Source organism: Corynebacterium pseudodiphtheriticum DSM 44287, assembly GCF_000688415.1.
GTDB classification, from domain to species: domain Bacteria; phylum Actinomycetota; class Actinomycetes; order Mycobacteriales; family Mycobacteriaceae; genus Corynebacterium; species Corynebacterium pseudodiphtheriticum.
Window position 1 is genome coordinate 132,102 of record NZ_JIAH01000007.1, and the last position, 19,375, is coordinate 151,476.

Below are 19,375 nucleotides of genomic sequence, written 5' to 3' on the forward strand. Positions count from 1 at the left end.
AGACCTTCACGGTGCTTCGTGACCGTTAATAACTGTTGACTATTGCGCGTATTCGCGTAGGCGATCAGCGCGGTGGCCGTCACGTAGCTTTGCCATCACTTCTCGCTCGATTTGGCGGACGCGCTCGCGAGACAGTTCAAATCGCCGACCGATCTGGTCCAGGGTGCGTGGAACCCCGTCATCTAAACCGTACCGTAAGCGGATGACATCTTGTTCTCGTTGTTCCAAGGTGCCGATGACATCCCGTATATCGGAGTGTCGAAGCGAAGCCACGACTGCAGATTCCGCGTCGGTCGCTTCAGCATCTTCGATGAAATCTCCCAATGGTGCCTCTTCGTCGGCGCCGACAGGCATATCGAGAGAGACCGGGTCACGCGATTGGTGGAGCAGCATCTCTATCTTGTCCTCGGGAATGCCGGATTCTTCCGAAAGCTCCTCGTTGGTGGCCTCGCGCCCTAGAGACTGGTACATTTCCCGTTTGATTCGGGAAAGTTTGTTGACCTGTTCGACAAGATGAACTGGAAGGCGGATGGTTCGTGACTGATCTGCCATGCCACGTGTAATTGCCTGACGTATCCACCACGTTGCGTACGTAGAGAACTTAAAGCCTTTGTCATAGTCGAACTTTTCCATGGCTCGAATCAGCCCGAGGTTGCCTTCTTGTATAAGGTCCAGCAGGGGCATGCCACGCCCGGTATAACGCTTGGCGAGGGAGACCACCAGACGTAGATTAGCCTCCAAGAGGTGGGAGCGTGCTTTTTTCCCTTGTTTCGCAAGGACCTTCAAATCACGTTTTTTGGCGCGAGTTAGATGCTGCTCTGGATCGTTAAGCAAATGTTGCGCATACAAGCCAACCTCGATTTGCTGTGCGAGTTCAATCTCGTCGTCAGCGGTCAACAGATCGGTTTTACCGATGCCATTCAAATAAACCCGAACTAAATCCGCAGATGGATTGTCGTTCGTGTGGCCACGACGGGAGCCCCGATCCTGCTCTTCTTCGTCGAATTCTTGCACGGGAGCGGTAGTCACAGTGATGGCCTCCTCAAGTTGCCGTTTACATAGCTAATAACGATTCATTGACATGTGTTGTTCCCTGTGTCATTGCAGGGGTAATTGTCGGGGGTAATTTAAGGCGAAAATAGGGTTTATGGTGACTAGGTTTCCACCAATACGGTAAACGGTCCTTGATTGACAGAAGAGACTTCCATTTTCGCACCGAAGCTCCCGGTGGCAACATCTAATCCTCGTTCACGTAGATCTGAGACAATGTTGTTTATTAGTGGTTCCGCAACCTCGGCGCGGGCAGCTTCTGACCAGGACGGGCGCCGTCCCTTAGCAGTTTGCCCGTAGAGAGTGAACTGACTGACGACAAGAATCGGCGCATCGCTTTCCGACGCCGACTTTTCCCCGTCTAGAATCCGCAACTCTGCAATCTTCGCGGCCATTTTTTGCCAGGATTTTTCCTGGTTGGCGTCATCGATCCCCACTCCAACAAGGGCAAGAATCCCCCCGGTTGTTGGTGCAGAAATCTGGCCGACGACTTGATCGTTGACGGTTACACTTGCTGAAGATACACGGGTTAGTACAGCTTTCATCGTGATAGCTCCCTTGTTGATGCTGGGGTGGCAGCGGCCTGCACGGGGGTGATATCGGCCGCCAGGATTGTGCTTGTTCAACTACTGCGGTATTGAATCTGCCTGTTAAACGTCGAGAAGTTCTGCAGGAATCACCACCCCGTGCCTGACCAGGTCTGCAATAACTCGGGTTGCTTGGTCTAGAAGCTCGCCTTCGAGTCCGTGCGCGGCGGTATACATCTCGACGACTTCTGCTAGTGCTAAGCCTTGCGGATGTAAACCGGCTACGATTGCTGCCACATGATGATCTACTTCGTGGGACCAGCGTGGGCCATCCATTCGGGTGAGTCGGTAGACCGAGGGGCGAAAGCCCATCCCGGAGTCGGTATCAGGAACCTCGATTATCTCTCGGGCTACTTGTGGCCGCAGTTGAAACTGACTTTCAGCAATGGTGTCTTTTGTTTGCTCGCGCAGCCAAGCTGCACGTAGAAAATACTCAGACACTTCGTCGGCAAGCCGATCGTCGTACGCTTGGGGGATTTCTTCAGCGATGATTTCTGAAGGCTGATCGCCGATGTCTTGAATCGCGATATAACCAAAACCGATGGCATGGACATCAGCATTATTGAAATGTTGTAGCCATTCGGCACTGCGTTCGCTGGCTTCTTGGGAACGCAGATCGATTGCTTCATCACGTAGCCACGTACTGACGTAATGTGCCGGATCTGCGAAATCTCGCTGCAGGATCCAGGCTGCAACACCATGACTCGGCAACCAACCGGCTACCCGATGCTGCCAAGGTATATCGCCCTGGTGGACCCATGATCCGAGTAAATAAGCAGAGCCACCCGGGGCTAAATAATCTGAAATTTCCGACACGACTAGTTCGCTGGCACCATCTAATTCCAGACCTGAATCACGGTACGTGTGGGTGATGTCCGTGGACCCGACCACAAATGGTGGATTGGCAACAATTCGGTCGAATTTTTGCCCGGCGACCGGTGCAAACCAGGGCCCAGTGGAGAAAGTAACTTTGTGCGCAAGTCCAGCGCCCCGAACTGTGGCATCTGCCAAGGCGAGTGCACGGGTAGAAATATCCGTTGCGGTGATCTGATCTGCAGCTTGTGCCTGCCCTAAAATCTGTACACCCGAGCCTGTTCCTAAATCTAAGACCGAACCGACTGGTGTCGTGGGGCAAAATTGCATTAGCGATAATGACGCGGCCCCGACACCCGGTACATGGTCCTCGGCCGCATCTTGACGCACCATGGCGGCATCAGGGTCAGAAAACACCCATCGACTAATGCCGTTAATGATGTGTGGACGCACGTCGATGACTACGCGCACAATCGCAGGGCCATGGGTAACCGCAATATTTGCAGCAATGACTTTATTTGCCAGCTCAGTGCCGAGGAGCTGCACAAAATCGGTTTTTTCCACCGGGTCGCGGAGTATAAAAGCCTGAATAAGCCTGTCTAGGACGCTTCCTGTCTGTGTGCGAAAACGCAGGGCCCCGGGATCGCCACGGTGTAGTGCAGAGAGGTATTCTGGCCCCAAGTGGGCAGCTAAGCCGGCTGAGTCAAAACCGACCTCGGTGAAGTATGCGGTTAAATCGCTTGCAGCCTCGCCGAAACGTTCGGCTGGGTCAGGGGTACTGGAATCTAGGTGAGTGCTCATCAATGAATCATTGTAGAAGGTTATTCGTTTCCTATCGTCTTTATTACTCACGCGAATCGCGAGGTTCGGCGTCGATGATTCCCGGCGGAAGCTCGCGCGGCGGGTCGTACGTGGCATCAGACGAAGGTAGCTGCTGTTTAGTGCGCTGCTGGGTTTGGCGAACGATAGCGGGTTTATATACTCGCGGCTGGCGTTTGTCTTGGGGGGCGCCGTCTAAGTTCGCAATGATTACAGCTATCCACGGCAATGGAAACGTAAGCGTGGCCAGCAGGACGGGAATGAGCACCCAATCCCAAGCCACATACATTCCGACGCACACCAGAGTTAGCGGAACTCTTAAGAATTGGAGTAATCCGTACCACCATTCGCGCTTTTTTCGGCCTTGCGCGCGGGTCATACGCGCAGTGGTAATCAGGACGGGTTTATTCCGGCGAGAACCGTTACGAAAGTGACGCCGGAGTGAGCGCCGCGGGCTATGAGGCCCGTTAGTACCACGCGAGCTTCCAGTAGTCATGGTTCCCAGCCTAGAGCCTGGCTACCCAAATGCCTATGAATACGGCAAAATGGATGCCCATGACGACTACATCAACGCAGACTCTAGAACGCCCAGAAACTCGAGATCAGACAGGAACCGACGACGACACACCAAAGTTCTTCCACTATGTGAAAAAGAATCAGATTGTAGATTCAGCGGTCAGTGGCAAAATGATTGTCGCGTTGTGTGGAGAAAAATTTCCGGTTCGCAAACAAGCCAAGCCTGGCTCGCCGGTATGCCCGAAATGCCAGGAGATATACTCTGGCCTGCGTAAAAAATAGAATTCACTCGATATTTTGGGGCAAGCAACAAAAGCTATTTCTAGCAATGGTGGTATTTAGTGGCGAGACCGCGCAGATTCAACAATAACTCCAGGCTGCGTGCGTGGCAGCAGGCTGCGTTGCAAAAGTTTTTGACGTCGCGTCCGCGAGATTTCATGGCAGTCGCGACTCCGGGTGCAGGTAAAACCACCTTTGCGATTAGGGTCGCGACTGAATTATTAGAGGATCGGTCGGTAGATCGTGTCATCGTTGTAGTACCTACTGAGCATCTGAAACGGCAGTGGGCAGCAGCTGCTGGTCGGGTGGGAGTTTCGCTGGATGATCGTTTCACCAACGCTGGCGTCATTAACCAGGCTTACGACGGCATTGTTGTCACCTATGCCCAGGTGGGAATGCACCCATTAAAACACCATGCATTGGCCTCGGCGAAACGTACCTTGGTGATTCTTGACGAAATTCACCATGCCGGTGACGCAAAAAGTTGGGGTGATGGTGTTCGTGAAGCATATGACGAGGCCGAATATCGGTTGGCGCTTACGGGCACGCCGTTTCGTTCAGATAATTCTTATATTCCCTTCGTACGTTATGAAGAAGACGGGGAAGGCCACGAAATTTCCCAGGCTGACCACACTTATGGTTACGGCGACGCGCTTGCCGACGGTGTCGTTCGCCCCGTCGTCTTTTTGGCATATTCAGGTGAAGCTACCTGGCGTACAAGTGCGGGTGAAGAAATTTCTGCGCGTTTAGGAACTCCACTAACCGCAGAAGAAACTGCGCGTGCTTGGAGAACAGCTCTGGATCCGAAAGGTGAGTGGATTCCGGCTGTATTGCAAGCGGCGCACACACGGTTGGAACAAATCCGTACCAATATGCCTGATGCGGGTGGGCTGGTAATTGCTACCGACACGACCACTGCGCGTGCTTACGCTAAGATCCTGGAGAAGATTTCTTCTACTCCTGTATCGGTGATTTTGTCTGATGAGCCTGGATCTTCTGAGCGCATTAACGCTTTTTCTGAGTCCACGGACGAGTGGATGGTTGCGGTGCGTATGGTATCTGAAGGCGTGGATGTTCCCCGTTTAGCGGTAGGAGTGTATGCCACTTCGGCGTCGACGCCATTATTCTTCGCCCAAGCCATTGGGCGATTCGTCCGATCCCGCATGCCTGGAGAAACTGCCAGTGTGTTTTTGCCCTCTGTGCCTACGCTGTTAGATCTTGCGGAAAAACTAGAAACCTCTCGCGATCACGTGATCGGCAAACCGCACAGGGAAGAAGCTTGGGACGAAGATGCTGTCGCTGAAGCGAACAAAGAAAAAAATGAGCGGACCGAAGAATCGTCTTTTGAATCTGTGGGTGCATCGGCAGAACTTGATTCCTTGATCTACGATGGTTCGACATTCGGTACCGGTGCGTTTAGCGGATCCGATGAGGAAGCGGACTTCCTCGGACTACCTGGGTTGCTTGACCAAGAGCAGGTCAGAGCATTACTGCGAAAAAGGCAAGAAGAACAGCTTGATGCTCGGGAAGCCGAGGAGAAAGCTCGGAGGCAAGCCGAACTCGAATACCAACACAAGCTTAAAAACGGATTAGTCGAACCAGCATCTGGGGCGCCTCGAAAAATAAATTCCGATGTGAAAGGCGTAAATTCCAAGGAAACCAATGATGTTGCTGCGGTGGAGATTCCCAAATTACGCCAAGAACTGAACACGCTGGTTGCAGTCCAAGCTGAACAATCAGGGCGTCCGCACGGAGCGATACATACGGAAGCACGTAAAGCATGTGGGGGCCCGCCGACGGCGTTGTGCAATGCACAGCAGTTGAAAGAGCGCATTCGTTATTTGCGAAAGTGGTAGAAGAAAATAGCCTGTACTAGTTAGCCTTGTGAATCCGATGTGGAGGTCTCCGCTCAAGGCGGAAGCACTACATAAGTGGGACTAAGCAAGGTAAGGTAAAAATAGTTAATTACATCTATGCGTGAAGGGATAGCAAAGTAGATGACTACCCCCAATAATCCAAACAATTCTGACGGCCAATACGGCGAGTATGCGGAAGGCAAAAATTCCGGCTTCGAATCTGGCAATGAAGGATATGGATCCGGAGGTTATGATTTTTCTGTAAATCAGGATCAGTCCGTGGAGAATCACACTGCACATGATGCGTACTACGCTGGAGGATATTCGGCTCCACAATACGGCGGATTCGAAACACAGCAAGAGTCGAAAAACCCAGTTGCGCCGTGGGCTCTAGGGGTTGGCATTTTGTCATTGCTCGGATCAATTGTTGTATTCGGCTCGTTGCTTGGCATTATCGGCACGATTCTTGCGATTGTAGCCCTGGTTGTCGGTCGAAAACGTCACCCGGAAAACCGGCGCACCGTGATGTCGGTGGTGGGGTTGGTGACTTCGATTCTGTCGATGATCGTAGGAGTAATAATCATGGTTGCTGTCTACAATATTTTCGATGAGGTGGGGATTGTTGACTGTATTGACCAACACGGTGATGATGAGGATGCCATTGAGCAATGCATCAACACGAATGTGGAGAATTACGACAGCTAGTTTGGCTTCGCTTTTGCATTGTTTCGGCCGCTCTTCCAGCGCTCGGGACATGAGCGCATAATAAATACGCAAAATCCTCACCCGCATATGAGCGGGTGAGGATTTTGCGATGTCAGCTTTAAAAGCTTAATCGAGGTAATCCCGCAATACTTGTGAACGAGAAGGGTGGCGCAACTTCGACATTGTCTTCGATTCAATCTGGCGAATACGCTCCCGGGTAACTCCGTACACCTGTCCGATTTCATCCAGGGTGCGTGGCATGCCGTCAGTCAAACCGAAGCGTAACCGGACCACTCCAGCCTCCCGTTCAGACAACGTCGTTAAGACATCTTGCAACTGGTCTTGCAACAGGGTGAAGGAAACAGCGTCGACCGCGATTACAGCCTCAGAATCTTCAATGAAGTCACCGAGCTGGCTATCTCCCTCGTCGCCGATGGTTTGATCCAACGAAATTGGTTCTCGGGCATATTGTTGGATCTCCATCACCTTTTCTTCGGTGATGTCCATTTCTTTCGCGAGTTCCTGGGGGGTCGGTTCGCGGCCTAGATCCTGCAGTAGTTCGCGCTGAATACGACCCAGTTTATTGATGACCTCAACCATGTGTACTGGAATACGGATGGTCCGGGCTTGGTCTGCCATCGCGCGGGTAATTGCTTGACGAATCCACCAGGTGGCGTAAGTAGAAAACTTATAACCCTTGGTGTAGTCGAATTTTTCAACTGCTCGGATCAATCCCAAGTTACCTTCTTGGATCAAATCCAAGAACGCCATACCGCGTCCCGTGTAACGCTTAGCGAGTGAGACCACAAGACGAAGGTTGGCTTCAAGTAGGTGATTCTTAGCTTTTCGGCCATCACGAGCGATGGACCGGAGATCACGCTTGAGCGCAGGCGATAGTTTTGCCTGTTTGTCTCCGGCTTCCAAAGCCTTCGACATTTCTTCTATGCGGAACTGTGCATACAGGCCGGCTTCGATACGTTCTGCAAGAGAAACCTCTTGTTCTGCATTGAGCAGCGCGACTTTACCAATTTGCTTTAGGTACGCGCGCACTGAATCCGCTGATGCTGTTAGCTCGGCGTCCTTGCGGGCTTGGCGGAGAGCTGCAGATTCATCTTCGTCCCAGACGGAACTGCCGACATCTTCGTCGTCATCCTCTTCGCCGAGCTCCGGTTCAGCGGGTTCTGGATCATCGTCTAGGGGTTCGTCTACAAATGCATCGGCGTCGGCAAGATCCGGCTCAACGTCGGTGTCTTCGTCGTCTCCAGGTTCATCGAGTAGTGGATCCGCTACCGGTGCGGTTGCAGGCGAGATTTCTTCGGGATCGATGGACACACCGCTTTGCGGGACCTTGTCGGTTGTTGCCTTTGCGGTCTTCGGCTTGCTGGTTGACTTCCTAGTTGCTTTTTTCGCGCTTTGCGCGCGAGCAGAACTGGGTGCGCCCTCAGCAAGAGACTGATCGGAAGATTCAGTGGCTGACACGTACGCCCTTTCGCCGGATTGTGCTGACATCAATGATCTAGCCTACCTATGTATACAGCGTGTTGTGGACGCCGGTGTGAGGACCATGTCACACCAACACCATAGTAGATGCTAGGGAATGAGCGCCCAGTATAACGGACACCGTATGGTTTTGCGTTGTCAGGGGGTGACAACGCGGTCCATCAATCTGTGGTTCACGGATGTTTCCACTAACCTGCCAGGTAATCAGGGGAATGTGCGGCTAAGGCTGCGCCGACTATCCCCGCCCGATTCAGGAGGGTCGCAGGGATAATTGGTGTTGAAATTTCTAAGAGCGGTAGCCAGCGTGCAGATTTGCGTGAAATACCGCCACCAATGACAAAAGCCGAGGGATTGAAGAGCCGTTCGTATTCGGCAAGAACTTTTTCTAGCCGTGGTGCCCATTCTGTGAAGCTTAGCCCAAGCGAGTTTTTGACGCCCGACGAAGCAATCTTTTCTGCCTCTTCTTCACCAACGAAAAGATGTCCTAGCTCAGTATTTGGAAACAGCTTGCCATCCACTAGAAAAGCCGACCCGATACCAGTGCCAAGAGTCAAAAATATGACAGCGCCACTTCTCGATTGAGGATTACCATAGGCGACTTCTGCCAAACCGGCGGCGTCGGCGTCGTTCAAGAAAGTGATGTCACGTGCGCCAAGAACTGACTGAAATGCGTCATGGATGTTGGTATGCAGCCACGAGGCGTCGATATTCGCTGCAGTCAGCATTGATGAACCGCGGACGACACCGGGCAGAGTGATCCCGATAGGTCCGTCCCATTCTGCTAATTCAACAATGCGTGCAGCGGTGGCCGCGACTGCCTCTGGAGTAGAGGGCCTGGGGGTCTCGAACTTGATGCGTTCACCAATAAAATCGCCTGTTTGCAAATCGACCAGCGCGCCCTTTGTGCCGGAGCCGCCGATGTCGATGCCAAAACCGAGTTGCTGTTCTTGCATGGATGACAGACTAGCGCACGAGCAAGCAATGATTCGTGATCAGAGTCCACAAAATACTGGAATGGCTAAGATAAAAGCATGACTATGTCCCGAGAACAAGTAATAAACGCTTTTGTTGAGCATCAAAGCATGCATCAGGACTTGTCTCCCGCCGGGCTTAAGGAGATTGCGTGCGGGCTAGCAGAATTGGGCGGGGAAGTTATTTCTCACAGTTCCAATGAAATAGGCACGATATCTGACATCGCTGACACAGTAGACACAAAGAGCAGTTCGGTCGATCCGGTCACGGCCGTTGATAAAGCAACCGAGAGCGCACTGGTTGAAAAGCTGCTGACATTACGTCCAAACGATGGCGTGGTCGGGGAGGAAGGCACTGGACAGCAGGGGTCAACCGGTATCGATTGGATTATTGATCCGATCGACGGAACAGTGAATTTCTTGTACGGTATTCCAGAATACGCAGTGTCAGTCGCTGCGGTATGGGGATCTGCCCCTGTTGCCGGAGCGGTTTATAACGTCGCTGGTGACGTGATGTATTCCGCGCATATAGGCGGTGGGGCGTACGCTATAACCCCTCATACAGTGAAATCGTCCGACGGTTTCACTCTCGTCAAAAAGCCGAGAAGATTGCGCACGAATTCTATAACTGATTCATCTGCCGCATTGGTCGCTACTGGATTTTCCTATCTGAGCGACCGGCGGCTTCAACAAGCGAGCATTCTGGCGCGATTGTTGGGTGACGTGAGAGATATTCGTCGGATGGGGTCTGCAGCGTTAGATCTCTGTCGAGTAGCTAGTGGCCAAGTTGATGCCTTCTATGAGGCAGCGTTGAATAAGTGGGACTATGCTGCAGGGATGTTGATTGCACAAGAAGCCGGTGCAGTGGTCCGCGCACCGAAGCTCTCGACTGAAGGCAGCGCAGGAGAAGTCTTGGTGGCGTACGCGCCTGGCATAGCTGAAACCATGGATGAAATTCTACGGGGCGCGGGTGCGCTAGCATCATTGCCAGTAAACCAATAATGGTTTCAAAACCACGTTTGAGCTGCAAATATGACAATATAGTTATTTTGCCTTAGTATCCGTCCCACATAGACAAAGATCAACTGTTTGCTGATCAACTACCCAATAGGACGTGGATAAATGGCTACTGATTACGATGCGGCTCGTACTCGACCGGAAGACGAACTGGAAGCAGATTCGCTGGAAGGGCTGAAGGCTGCGGAGAACGATTCTGACCCGATGGATGAAGACGGCGAAATTGTCGAGCCATTTGAGCCACCAACAGTCGACGTATCTGGCGAAGAACTGAACGTGAAAGTCGTGCCACGCCAGGCCGACGAGTTTACCTGCGATAGCTGCTTTTTAGTGCAGCGAAACAAACGCCTTTCACATGAAGAAGATGGGCAAAAGATTTGCCTGGACTGTGCCTGATTCTTTCGTGCCCCGGGGCTATAAGTCAGCCGGAATCATTGTCTCTGAGCGCCACCCTGGAGTTGGCATTATTTCCGTCTAAAGCGAGCTAGCCCTGCATTTGGCGCGCAGCGTCCAGTGCTTGATCGGGTAAAAAGGCTTCGAGCAAGGCTTGGGGGTCTTTCGAGCTGACTAGCCAGTACGGAGTCGGATCGTCTTTATCATCCAATACGAGCATGGCCAAGTGCGGTACCCAGCTGTGGGTGGCAAGAAAAGCTGCAGGGTCCAGCTGTGGCCCCATTGCGTTCCGCCGTGCACTTTTAGGAACAGCCAAGCTCCGACTTACAATATCCGCGGGTAATTGTGCATCTCCGGTAATTAGCCAGCGTGTGCCGTCAAAATCTTTTTCTACCTGGATGACGGTTGAGGACAGGTGGAAAAGAACCCATATGGCGAGCGCAGCGAAAATCAAAAAGGGCACGGCAAACCACCACAAATTGCGGTTCAGGGCTAATTGCCCGGTGCCAACCGTCACTGCTGCCAATGCAATCAACCACCAATGCCAAGGCACCCATTGGCGCTCGTGGTAAAGAATTTCCGGGGCAGATTTTACTTCGCTCATGAGCGATATTTTAGCCCGCGAAAACTACAGAACCCCAACCCTGGGCGCTTGAGTAAAAGCAATGGGGAGCGATTGTCTTGTTCAGTGCAGCCTTTGTCCGACGACTACTTTGCATACAGGGTAGTCTGCATACATGAGCTTGTCTGATTTGAGTCCGATAAAAATCCAGCGACTGGATCCGGAAATAGCTTTACCGACTCGAGCCCACGCGGGTGACGCAGGGGCTGATTTGTGCGCAACTGAAGATATTACCTTGGAACCAGGCCAAAGGGCTGTGGTCGGAACCGGAATTGCTATTGCATTACCGGAGGGGACCGTAGGTTTGGTGCATCCACGCTCTGGACTAGCTGCACGTCAAGGCTTAAGTATCGTTAATTCTCCGGGAACTATTGATGCGCAATATCGTGGTGAGATCAAAGTGTGTCTGATTAATCTTGATCGAGTCTCACCTATTGAGATCACTCGTGGTATGCGGATAGCGCAATTGGTGATTCAGCGCGTTGAGCTTGTGGACTTTGTGGAAGTTGCACAATTGGATGAGACTGCTCGTGGTTCTAGTGGCTACGGCTCCACCGGTACCCATTAGCTGGGCACGCTTCGGTTTCTGTCACGCAAAACATTTGAACCCAAAATCGGTTTTTAGCCTAAAGACGTAGTATGCATATTACTGCGGGAAAGGACAACACTAGTTATGGCGTTGTTTGGAGTTTCGAAGTTTGGATTTTCGAAAAAGAAAAAACCAGCGCAACAAGCTGGCGCGAACGCGAATGAGAAATCCAGTGGGGAAGCTCAGCGGGATGCACAATTGAACCTGGAGAGCGACCGAGCTGGAGCTCAAACTTCAGCTGTTGCCAACGAGAAGGCGGCGGGAACTAGTGCCGAGGCGCAGGAAAATGCAGATTCTGCAGTATCTGCTCACGATGCACCGATTATTCCCGTGGAAGCTGGAGCGATAGGGGAAACCGGCCCATTCGACGGAGACACCGTTGACATTAATGAATTCGACTTTGGTGAGTTTTCCTCCGGGTTGTTAGACCTTGGTTCACTGAAGCTTGCCGTACCGAAAGATTCGCAGGTACAGGTTGAAATGGGTGAAAAAGGTCCGAAGATGCTCCACTTGGTCACCCACTATGGTCGGCTCACTCCGATTGCTTTCGCTGCACCATCATCGGCTGGCCAGTGGGAGGAAGCTGCTGATGAGATTGCGCAAAGCATGAAACAAAGCGGTGCCGAGGTCACTTTTGAACAAGGTCCTTGGGGTAGAGAGGTCGTTGGTGAAAACAAACAGGCTGTAACACGCGTGATTGGTGCGGAACGGCCACGGTGGATGTTGCGGGTAACGTTGGCAGGTCCGGCCCAACGGGCAGATAAACTCGCGGAATTGGCACGTGAAGTTATTGCGCGGACTTTCGTCTACCGGGGAGATAAGCCTATTTTGGCAGGTAATTCGTTACCGGTCACAATGCCCGCTAGCCTAATGCAGCAGGTACAACAGGCAATGCAGCAGCGGCAAGCGCAAAGCCAACAACAATCGCCCCGCATAGCTGATGCGCAACAAGCAGTTAGGGAGGCTGCTGGTGGGACCAAATCTCGTGAGCACGGTGATGATGAAGGCGTTGCTCAGCCTACGAATGAAAAGGAGCAGCGATAAGCGTGCCTAACCTCGAACTTTCCATTGACCGGATGGGACATGGTGGTGTCGGCATTGGTACTGCGGACGATGGACGCGTGGTATTTGTTGCTTCTGCTTATCCTGGTGACAGAGTAAAAATTGATGTTACGAAAGAAAAGAAATCTTTCGTTACTGGTGAGATCCTAGAAGTTATCAGCCCCAGTAAATATCGTGGCAAGCCAACCTGTCAGGCGGCTGCCGCCGGAGCTGGGTGTTGTGACTTTGCGACGCTTGATACCACCCAGGAAACGGAACTGAAGCGTTCGGTTTTTCTTGATCAGCTCGCGCGAATAGGGAAATTTTCGGAAATAGAGCTGCCAGAACTCAACGCCGTTGAGCTTGCCCCTGTACGCGGTTGGCGCACCCGGGTGCGGTTCGGTGTGGATGAGAATGGGAAAGCTGGTCTCCGGAAAAAACATAGTCATGAACTGGTTACACAGTATCCCTGTAGTCAGCTCGTCGACGGTCTTAGCGAAGGCATCGTTGGAACCGGAGCTCGCCGTTTCCGGCCGGGTGCAGAATTGATTGTGGCAATTGATTCAACTGGTCAACGGCATGTCGTGGAGTCGCGCAAAACGGGGCGTGGGAAGCGCTTGGAGAAAGTCGAAAGAGTTTTAGAAGGCAGCGGCGAGGTCACCGAGATCGTTGATGGCAAAACATTCCGTTTTCCAGTCACCGCATTTTGGCAAGCGCACCGCGCAGCACCTCAGGCGTATAGTGCGATTATTGAGGAATGGCTAGCTGATCCTGGACAACCCGCAGGAAAAATCGGCTGGGATCTGTACGGGGGCGTTGGTCTGTTTATACCTGCAATTGCGCGAGCATTGAGCCCGGAAAACCCTGCGGATTCAGTGCTGCACAGCGTCGATACTTCTTCAGCAGCTCTTGAGAATACACAACCAGCACTGCAAGGGCTTAACGTTTCGATGCATAAACAACACGTAGAAAAAGCAGTTGCTCAGTTAGCCGCTCCTGACTGCGTAGTTCTCGATCCGCCACGCAAAGGGGCAGGGGCAGCTGTAATCGACGAAATAGCTGCGGCCGACCCGAAAACAGTGGTTCACATTGGTTGTGATCCGGCAACTTGCGCGCGTGATTTAAGGAGCTGGTCTGATAATGGGTATCGGGTCGACAAGCTCACGTTAATAAATGCATTCCCGGGAACACATCACTTCGAACTTATGGCGTTATTAAGAAAATCTGCTTAACACGCACGTGAATAGTAAGATTTTTCCTAGTAAATCGCCGGTTCCGATTTCTAGGGAGGTAGCGAGTAAGATGGATACGTTAGTTACCGACGAATGCAGATGAGACGAGGAGTTGAGGTAGAGACAATGAGCCTTCTTCGCGGAATACAGACTCCCGCCGACCTCAAGGCTTTGTCCCAAGAACAACTCCCGCAATTAGCCGAGGAAGTTCGTGACTTTCTCATCGAGAACGTGTCGGTGACAGGCGGCCACTTGGGGCCGAACCTTGGTGTGGTGGAATTAACGTTGGCTTTGCACCGAGTATTCGATTCCCCGGATGAGCCCTTTATCTTCGATACCTCCCACCAATCTTACGTGCATAAAATAGTGACTGGTCGTGCACATCTTTTTTCTACTTTGCGTCAAAAAGATGGTTTGTCTGGTTACACCGCTCGCGCTGAATCCGAGCATGACTGGACAGAATCGTCACATGCTTCAGCATCACTCGCTTATGCGGATGGTTTGTCAAAGGGATTCGCTCTGGACGGGCGAGGACAACATAACGTAGTGGCGGTTGTCGGTGATGGCGCGTTGACTGGTGGCATGTGCTGGGAAGCGCTGAATAACATCGCCGCAGGAAAAGACCGAAACGTAGTCATCGTTGTTAATGATAACGGACGTAGTTATTCGCCGACGATTGGTGGCTTCGCTGAAAATCTGGCTAACCTGCGCATTTCTGGACCATACGACGGCCTGATGGAGCATGGAAAGAAAACTCTGAAGTCTATGGGGTGGGTTGGCAATCGTGCGTTTGATGCGCTTCACGCTTTCAAGGAAGGTGTGAAGCATACGGTCTTGCCGACAGAGATGTTCCCGGATTTGGGCATGAAATATGTTGGCCCTGTTGATGGTCATGACTTTGATGCTCTGGAACAAGCTTTTAGCTATGCAAAAACGCACCATGGCCCGCTTATCGTGCATGTTGTGACCGAAAAGGGGCACGGCTACGCACATGCGGTTAACGATGAAGCCGACCAGATGCACTCTACCGGTGCGATCGATCCGGCTACGGGGCTGCCGATCTCGAAATCTCAGCCTGGCTGGACTCAAGTATTTACTGAAGAACTGCTTGCGGCTGCTGAGAAACGCTCAGATATTGTTGCGATCACTGCCGCGATGGCGGGCCCTACTGGTTTGACGCCATTTGCACAACGCTTTCCAGATCGTTTTTTCGATGTAGGGATCGCGGAACAACACGCGGTCGCTTCAGCCTCCGGTCTGGCACTGGCAGGAATGCATCCCGTTGTTGCAGTGTATTCCACCTTTTTAAACCGCGCCTTTGATCAGCTTTTGATGGACGTAGCGTTGCTCAAGCAACCCGTCACCTTGGTCCTGGACCGCGCAGGCGTTACTGGTTCAGATGGCGCAAGTCACAATGGGGTTTGGGATATGTCTGTGGCGAGCGTCGTACCAGGGGTCCGTATCGCTGCACCGCGAGATGGGGCGCAATTGGGCCGTTTGTTCCGTGAGGCGCTGCTTGTCGACGACGGGCCTACGCTTGTGCGTTTTCCCAAAGGAAACTTGCCTGCCGAAATTCCAGCTTGGGCGAATCTTCGTGATGGTGTCGATATTGTTTATTACGCCGATAAAGTTACTGAAGAATCTACTCCGGCAACTCGTTCAGTTTTGGTGATCGCTATGGGAGCCATGGTCGAGGCAGCGGTATCTGCGGCAAAAACCTATTCCAACGTGACCGTCGTTGATCCCGGTTGGGTTGTCCCAGTAGCGGAATCCTTGTTCAGCTTGGCGGCTGATCACGATGTCGTTGTGACCGTAGAAGATGGTATTGTCCGCGGTGGTATTGGATCGCTGATTGCTGAAGAATTCGCTGCAGCAGGGATAGATGTGCCTGTGCGGCATTTGGGATTCCCATCGGTGTTTCCATTGCATGCTTCACGTAACGAATTGCTGCATGAGGTCGGGCTTGACGAGACCGGCATCGCTAATGTGCTTGCAGAGCTTAGCTTGGAAGAAAATCAGCAAAAATAGGCCAGATAATATCTTTTTGCCATTCGCGCAAACCGTGTTTTGTAAAAGACGCTTCTAGATCGCCTTCGGAAAGAATGGTTTTCGCGACGGTAATATCCCAGGTGAGATTTTTTGCCTTGGCAACGCTGATTAAGTTCTCTGTAGGTACAGCAAATTCGTCGGCGAAGACATTGAGATCGTCCCGAATGAGTTGCCAGGTATTCCAAGAGTCGGGGTCGTTTTTCTTCCAATTCCGGGTATTAATGCCACCCGACGAATACCAATACGCTAATTCTCCTTTTCCAGGAATTGGAAGCTCCGCCTCTGCTAATGCTTCAGCCTGTTGAATTGCGGTCAACCACACTTCTGGTGCTAACCGTGAATTTTGTGAGCCACGAACGCGTGTTAACTGAGAAAGCGTGTTGGGGCGGATATTAGCGAAGGCGAGTAGGACCTTATTCGGTAGTAGACTGCCTGGTGCAACATCATCGTTTGCTGCAGTGGTCTCCCGAATTAGCCACAGCTCGCGGGCAACTGCCAATTGTCGAGGTATTTTGAGTCCGCGCATCCCTTTCATCAAATGCCACGCGCGGGGTTCTGGTCCGGTGATTGTGGCGTGTTGGTTGCGCACATACTCGAACTCTTCCAGTGCCCATTCCCACTTGCCTTGGCTGCGTAAAAGATACTCTACCTCGGCAGCCAGCTCGAGTAATTTTTCGACATCGAGAGCAGCATAAGCGACCCATGGTTTGGGTAACGGCGTCGAGGACCAGTTTTGCGCGCTGTGTTCTTTGGCTACGCGTATGCCAAGTAAATCCTCATACATTGCAGCGAGACTGACACGGGATAAGCCAGCTAAACGACCGCCGAGTTCTGTGTCAAGTAGCTGTGCTGGGTACAGCCCAAGCCAGGCAAGACAGGGAAGATCTGATACTGCAGCGTGTACCACCCAAGTTAGGTTGTTGATGACGGGTGATAAGGCTTCGGTGAGGTGCTGGCGGACGCCTTCTGGTGCGAAAAGAAAGGTACCGGCACCCGCACGTTTAATCTGGACTAAAAAAGCGCGATCGTTGTAGCGAAATGCGGAAGCACGTTCTGTATCAATCGCGATTGGTCCGTGCCCACCGGCGATTGCCTCCGCCGCTTCGTGAAAGTCCTCAGGGGTTGTCAGTACGGGCGGGATACCCGCGGCTGGGCGACGAAGGAATTCGGTCATGATCTTTCAGTTTGAGGCGATACGCTGATAGATGAGTCAGCAAGATTATAAACGGGAAGGCTGTCGCGGCATAGCTTTAGCGACGTAGCTGACTTACCCCTTCTGGTGGTAGACCAGCGACATGGGCGAGCACTTCTGCAAAGGCGTCCACATGATCGGCAAGTTGATTGTTTTTCGCTGTCCACGATGCCCGCAATTCGAGTTGGTAAGCGCGAGGAGGGCCACCGACTTCGCCAAAACGGACTGAGGTTGTAGAAGTGACGGTACCTCCAAGGTTTGTGTAGCCAGCAGAGTGCGTTTCTAAACCTTCTTCGAGCCATTGCCATGCAACGTCGGGTAACAAAGGATCGGTAGCAACTGCTGACTCCATGTCGGCCTGGATGTAGGCGACTAACCGCATTTCCCCTTCCCATGATTCCTGTGCTCCGGGGTCATGCAAGAGAATCAGCCGACCGAAAGCATCGCCTTCAGAATCGGTCGGGGTGTTTTCTTTATCGAGATGGTCTACTTCCAGGCCTATTGCATGGCTAAAAGGTGCTAATCGCTGGGGAGGGCGGATTGTCCCGAGTGAAATACCTTGACGCAGGTTAGCCTGGTGCATTGATTCCACGGCTTCGCTAAAAGTCGGGGGTGTCAGGCCACGCTCTAACTTAGAAGCAGTGGTGCCCTGCAAGTTCATCGACGCATCTGTCTCATTCACAAGGTTCAACCTAATGTTGAGACTCTTCATAGTGGTGAAGGCGCGCCGTGGGGTAGGATTGGTGGCAGTACCACCTATTGCGTGGTCGCTTTTCGGTGAGCACTGCTTTTGGGTTTCGCTTTGTGCCTTGTGCACAAACCACTCCAGAAACTTTGCTTGTCACGATAATTTTGCGAACCAAACTTGCAAAACCAGGAGGTTTTCATGTCGGCGTCTGAACACGAAGCCCAACAAGAACTGAATTACGATGAGCTGAATAAGCTGCAGCGTTACAGCCAGCACGCGGTGTTTAAGCTTGACAAGGGATTTACTGCTGGCGATAAAACATCGCGCGAGCGAATGGCAGCTGAGGCGCAAGAGTTTTTCGACAAGCTTGCCGACGAAGGTCTCGTGACCGTTCGTGGTATTTATGATCTTGCGGGTATGAAAGCCGATGCTGATTTCATGATCTGGTGGCATGCAGAAAACTTTGAGGAGTTGCAAGCGGCTTTTGCCGCATTCCGTCGTGAGACTTCTCTGGGTAAGGCCAGTTCGTTGGTGTGGGCAGGAAATGGTGTGCACCGCCCGTCAGAATTCAACAAACGGCACCTCCCAGCTTTCATTATGGGAGAATCGCCTGAAAAGTGGTGCTGCGTTTACCCGTTCGTTCGCTCATATGACTGGTACATCATGGACGAGGAAAAACGTGCCCGTATTCTTCGCGAACATGGCTTGAAAGCGCGTGATTTTGCAGACGTGCGTGCTAATACCATCGCTGCCTTCGTGTTGAGTGATTACGAATGGATGTTGTCGTTTGAAGCCCAAGACTTGGGACGCATTGTTGATTTGATGCACACTATGCGCTACACGGAGGCCCGGTTGCACGTACGTGAAGAATTGCCGTTTTACACCGGTCGAATGGTGGAAAACTTGGACGAGTTGGTGCAGATTCTTCCCTAAGCCCTAGAAAAGGATTAGGGAATTCAATACCGCCGGTATTCCGTCGCTTGAGGTGCTAGTGCTACTCGCACCTCAAACCTGTCAGACTTAGGATTCTTTGAGCGTCATCGCCACCGAATTAATGCAGTAGCGTAAATCGGTGGGGGTGTCATAGCCTTCCCCAGCGAATACGTGTCCCAAATGTGAGTGACAGCTGGCGCAGAGGACTTCCGTGCGTACCATTCCGTGTGAGCGATCTTCCCGCTCAATGACCGAGTCACCAGCCAGTGGCGAAAAGAATGATGGCCAGCCACAATGTGACGAAAATTTTTGGTTAGAGCGGAATAATTCTGCACCGCACGCTCGACAGGAATAAATGCCCTCAGTGGTCGTGTTTGTGTATTCACCAGTGTGTGGAGCTTCCGTGCCGCCTTCTCTGAGCACACGGTATTCTTCCGCGCTGAGGCGTTTGCGCCATTGGTCATCGGCAATCAAGGAAAAATCTGTCATGGGGGATATTCTACGCCTGCGTAAGCGGGAGTAA

General features: G+C 52.1%; 20 protein-coding genes. 10 read left to right on the top strand and 10 right to left on the bottom strand.

Features of this window, described 5'->3' with window-relative positions; translation table 11 throughout:
• Positions 1–39: 39 nt before the first annotated feature.
• From O146_RS0105520 to O146_RS12415, 4 genes are all read right to left on the bottom strand, one after another.
• Complete coding sequence (locus O146_RS0105520; RefSeq protein WP_018119693.1) at positions 40–1,029, bottom strand: sigma-70 family RNA polymerase sigma factor; 990 nt, start codon at positions 1,027–1,029, stop codon at positions 40–42.
• Positions 1,030–1,154: 125 nt separating this feature from the next.
• Entirely contained in the window at positions 1,155–1,595 is a 441-nt protein-coding gene (gene dtd / locus O146_RS0105525; RefSeq protein WP_027017897.1) for a D-aminoacyl-tRNA deacylase, read from the bottom strand.
• A 105-nt stretch (positions 1,596–1,700) separates the two neighbouring features.
• Entirely contained in the window at positions 1,701–3,251 is a 1,551-nt protein-coding gene (locus O146_RS0105530) for a DUF7782 domain-containing protein (protein ID WP_023019371.1), read from the bottom strand.
• Positions 3,252–3,294: 43 nt separating this feature from the next.
• On the bottom strand, positions 3,295–3,765 hold the full coding sequence (locus tag O146_RS12415; protein WP_081820584.1) for a DUF3099 domain-containing protein: 471 nt from the start codon (positions 3,763–3,765) through the stop codon (positions 3,295–3,297).
• 59 nt (positions 3,766–3,824) lie between these two features.
• Between O146_RS12415 and O146_RS12420 the strand changes: the two genes are divergently transcribed.
• The 3 genes from O146_RS12420 to O146_RS11235 all read left to right on the top strand — a co-directional run bounded on the left by O146_RS12420 (position 3,825) and on the right by O146_RS11235 (position 6,625).
• Positions 3,825–4,067: a DUF3039 domain-containing protein gene (locus O146_RS12420; protein ID WP_081703770.1), complete on the top strand. Its 243-nt coding sequence runs from the start codon at positions 3,825–3,827 to the stop codon at positions 4,065–4,067.
• 59 nt (positions 4,068–4,126) lie between these two features.
• Positions 4,127–5,920, top strand: coding sequence for a DEAD/DEAH box helicase (locus O146_RS0105540; protein WP_051137385.1), 1,794 nt, complete (start codon positions 4,127–4,129; stop codon positions 5,918–5,920).
• Between the two features lie 141 nt (positions 5,921–6,061).
• Positions 6,062–6,625, top strand: coding sequence for a tripartite tricarboxylate transporter TctB family protein (locus tag O146_RS11235; protein ID WP_051619281.1), 564 nt, complete (start codon positions 6,062–6,064; stop codon positions 6,623–6,625).
• 126 nt (positions 6,626–6,751) lie between these two features.
• Here the strand turns inward: O146_RS11235 and O146_RS0105550 are convergent, their stop codons facing one another.
• Both O146_RS0105550 and ppgK read right to left on the bottom strand, forming a co-directional pair.
• Positions 6,752–8,134 (bottom strand): RNA polymerase sigma factor, encoded by a 1,383-nt coding sequence (locus O146_RS0105550; RefSeq protein ID WP_023019376.1) that lies wholly within the window; start codon positions 8,132–8,134, stop codon positions 6,752–6,754.
• A gap of 179 nt (positions 8,135–8,313) precedes the next feature.
• Positions 8,314–9,078, bottom strand: coding sequence for a polyphosphate--glucose phosphotransferase (gene ppgK, locus O146_RS0105555; RefSeq protein WP_027017900.1), 765 nt, complete (start codon positions 9,076–9,078; stop codon positions 8,314–8,316).
• A gap of 78 nt (positions 9,079–9,156) precedes the next feature.
• Between ppgK and O146_RS0105560 the strand changes: the two genes are divergently transcribed.
• Positions 9,157–10,098 carry an inositol monophosphatase family protein gene (locus O146_RS0105560; protein ID WP_238632663.1) on the top strand — a complete coding sequence of 314 codons (942 nt, stop codon included), beginning with the start codon at positions 9,157–9,159 and terminating at the stop codon, positions 10,096–10,098.
• A 120-nt stretch (positions 10,099–10,218) separates the two neighbouring features.
• Positions 10,219–10,509 carry a DUF4193 domain-containing protein gene (locus tag O146_RS0105565; protein ID WP_021352592.1) on the top strand — a complete coding sequence of 97 codons (291 nt, stop codon included), beginning with the start codon at positions 10,219–10,221 and terminating at the stop codon, positions 10,507–10,509.
• 88 nt (positions 10,510–10,597) lie between these two features.
• Here O146_RS0105565 and O146_RS11240 read toward each other — a convergent pair whose 3' ends face one another.
• Positions 10,598–11,110 (bottom strand): DUF3093 domain-containing protein, encoded by a 513-nt coding sequence (locus tag O146_RS11240; protein WP_021352591.1) that lies wholly within the window; start codon positions 11,108–11,110, stop codon positions 10,598–10,600.
• A 133-nt stretch (positions 11,111–11,243) separates the two neighbouring features.
• Between O146_RS11240 and dut the strand changes: the two genes are divergently transcribed.
• From dut to dxs, 4 genes are all read left to right on the top strand, one after another.
• Positions 11,244–11,696: a dUTP diphosphatase gene (gene dut, locus O146_RS0105575; protein WP_035000605.1), complete on the top strand. Its 453-nt coding sequence runs from the start codon at positions 11,244–11,246 to the stop codon at positions 11,694–11,696.
• A gap of 105 nt (positions 11,697–11,801) precedes the next feature.
• Positions 11,802–12,761, top strand: coding sequence for a DUF3710 domain-containing protein (locus tag O146_RS11245; protein ID WP_081820585.1), 960 nt, complete (start codon positions 11,802–11,804; stop codon positions 12,759–12,761).
• A gap of 2 nt (positions 12,762–12,763) precedes the next feature.
• A complete protein-coding gene (locus tag O146_RS0105585; RefSeq protein ID WP_311198276.1) occupies positions 12,764–13,990 on the top strand; it encodes a class I SAM-dependent RNA methyltransferase in 1,227 nt (408 codons plus the stop codon).
• 126 nt (positions 13,991–14,116) lie between these two features.
• Positions 14,117–16,018, top strand: a complete 1,902-nt coding sequence (gene dxs / locus O146_RS0105590) for a 1-deoxy-D-xylulose-5-phosphate synthase (protein ID WP_023019383.1) — start codon at positions 14,117–14,119, stop codon at positions 16,016–16,018.
• Here the strand turns inward: dxs and O146_RS0105595 are convergent.
• Positions 15,990–17,213, bottom strand: a complete 1,224-nt coding sequence (locus tag O146_RS0105595) for an HRDC domain-containing protein (protein WP_027017904.1) — start codon at positions 17,211–17,213, stop codon at positions 15,990–15,992. The genes dxs and O146_RS0105595 overlap by 29 nt on opposite strands.
• Before the next feature lie 76 nt (positions 17,214–17,289).
• Positions 17,290–17,892 (bottom strand): DUF3000 domain-containing protein, encoded by a 603-nt coding sequence (locus O146_RS0105600; protein ID WP_051619296.1) that lies wholly within the window; start codon positions 17,890–17,892, stop codon positions 17,290–17,292.
• A gap of 225 nt (positions 17,893–18,117) precedes the next feature.
• Between O146_RS0105600 and hemQ the strand changes: the two genes are divergently transcribed.
• Positions 18,118–18,852 (top strand): hydrogen peroxide-dependent heme synthase, encoded by a 735-nt coding sequence (gene hemQ / locus O146_RS0105605; RefSeq protein WP_021352583.1) that lies wholly within the window; start codon positions 18,118–18,120, stop codon positions 18,850–18,852.
• Between the two features lie 87 nt (positions 18,853–18,939).
• Here the strand turns inward: hemQ and msrB are convergent, their stop codons facing one another.
• Positions 18,940–19,341, bottom strand: coding sequence for a peptide-methionine (R)-S-oxide reductase MsrB (gene msrB / locus O146_RS0105610; protein WP_021352582.1), 402 nt, complete (start codon positions 19,339–19,341; stop codon positions 18,940–18,942).
• Between the last annotated feature and the right edge of the window lie 34 nt (positions 19,342–19,375).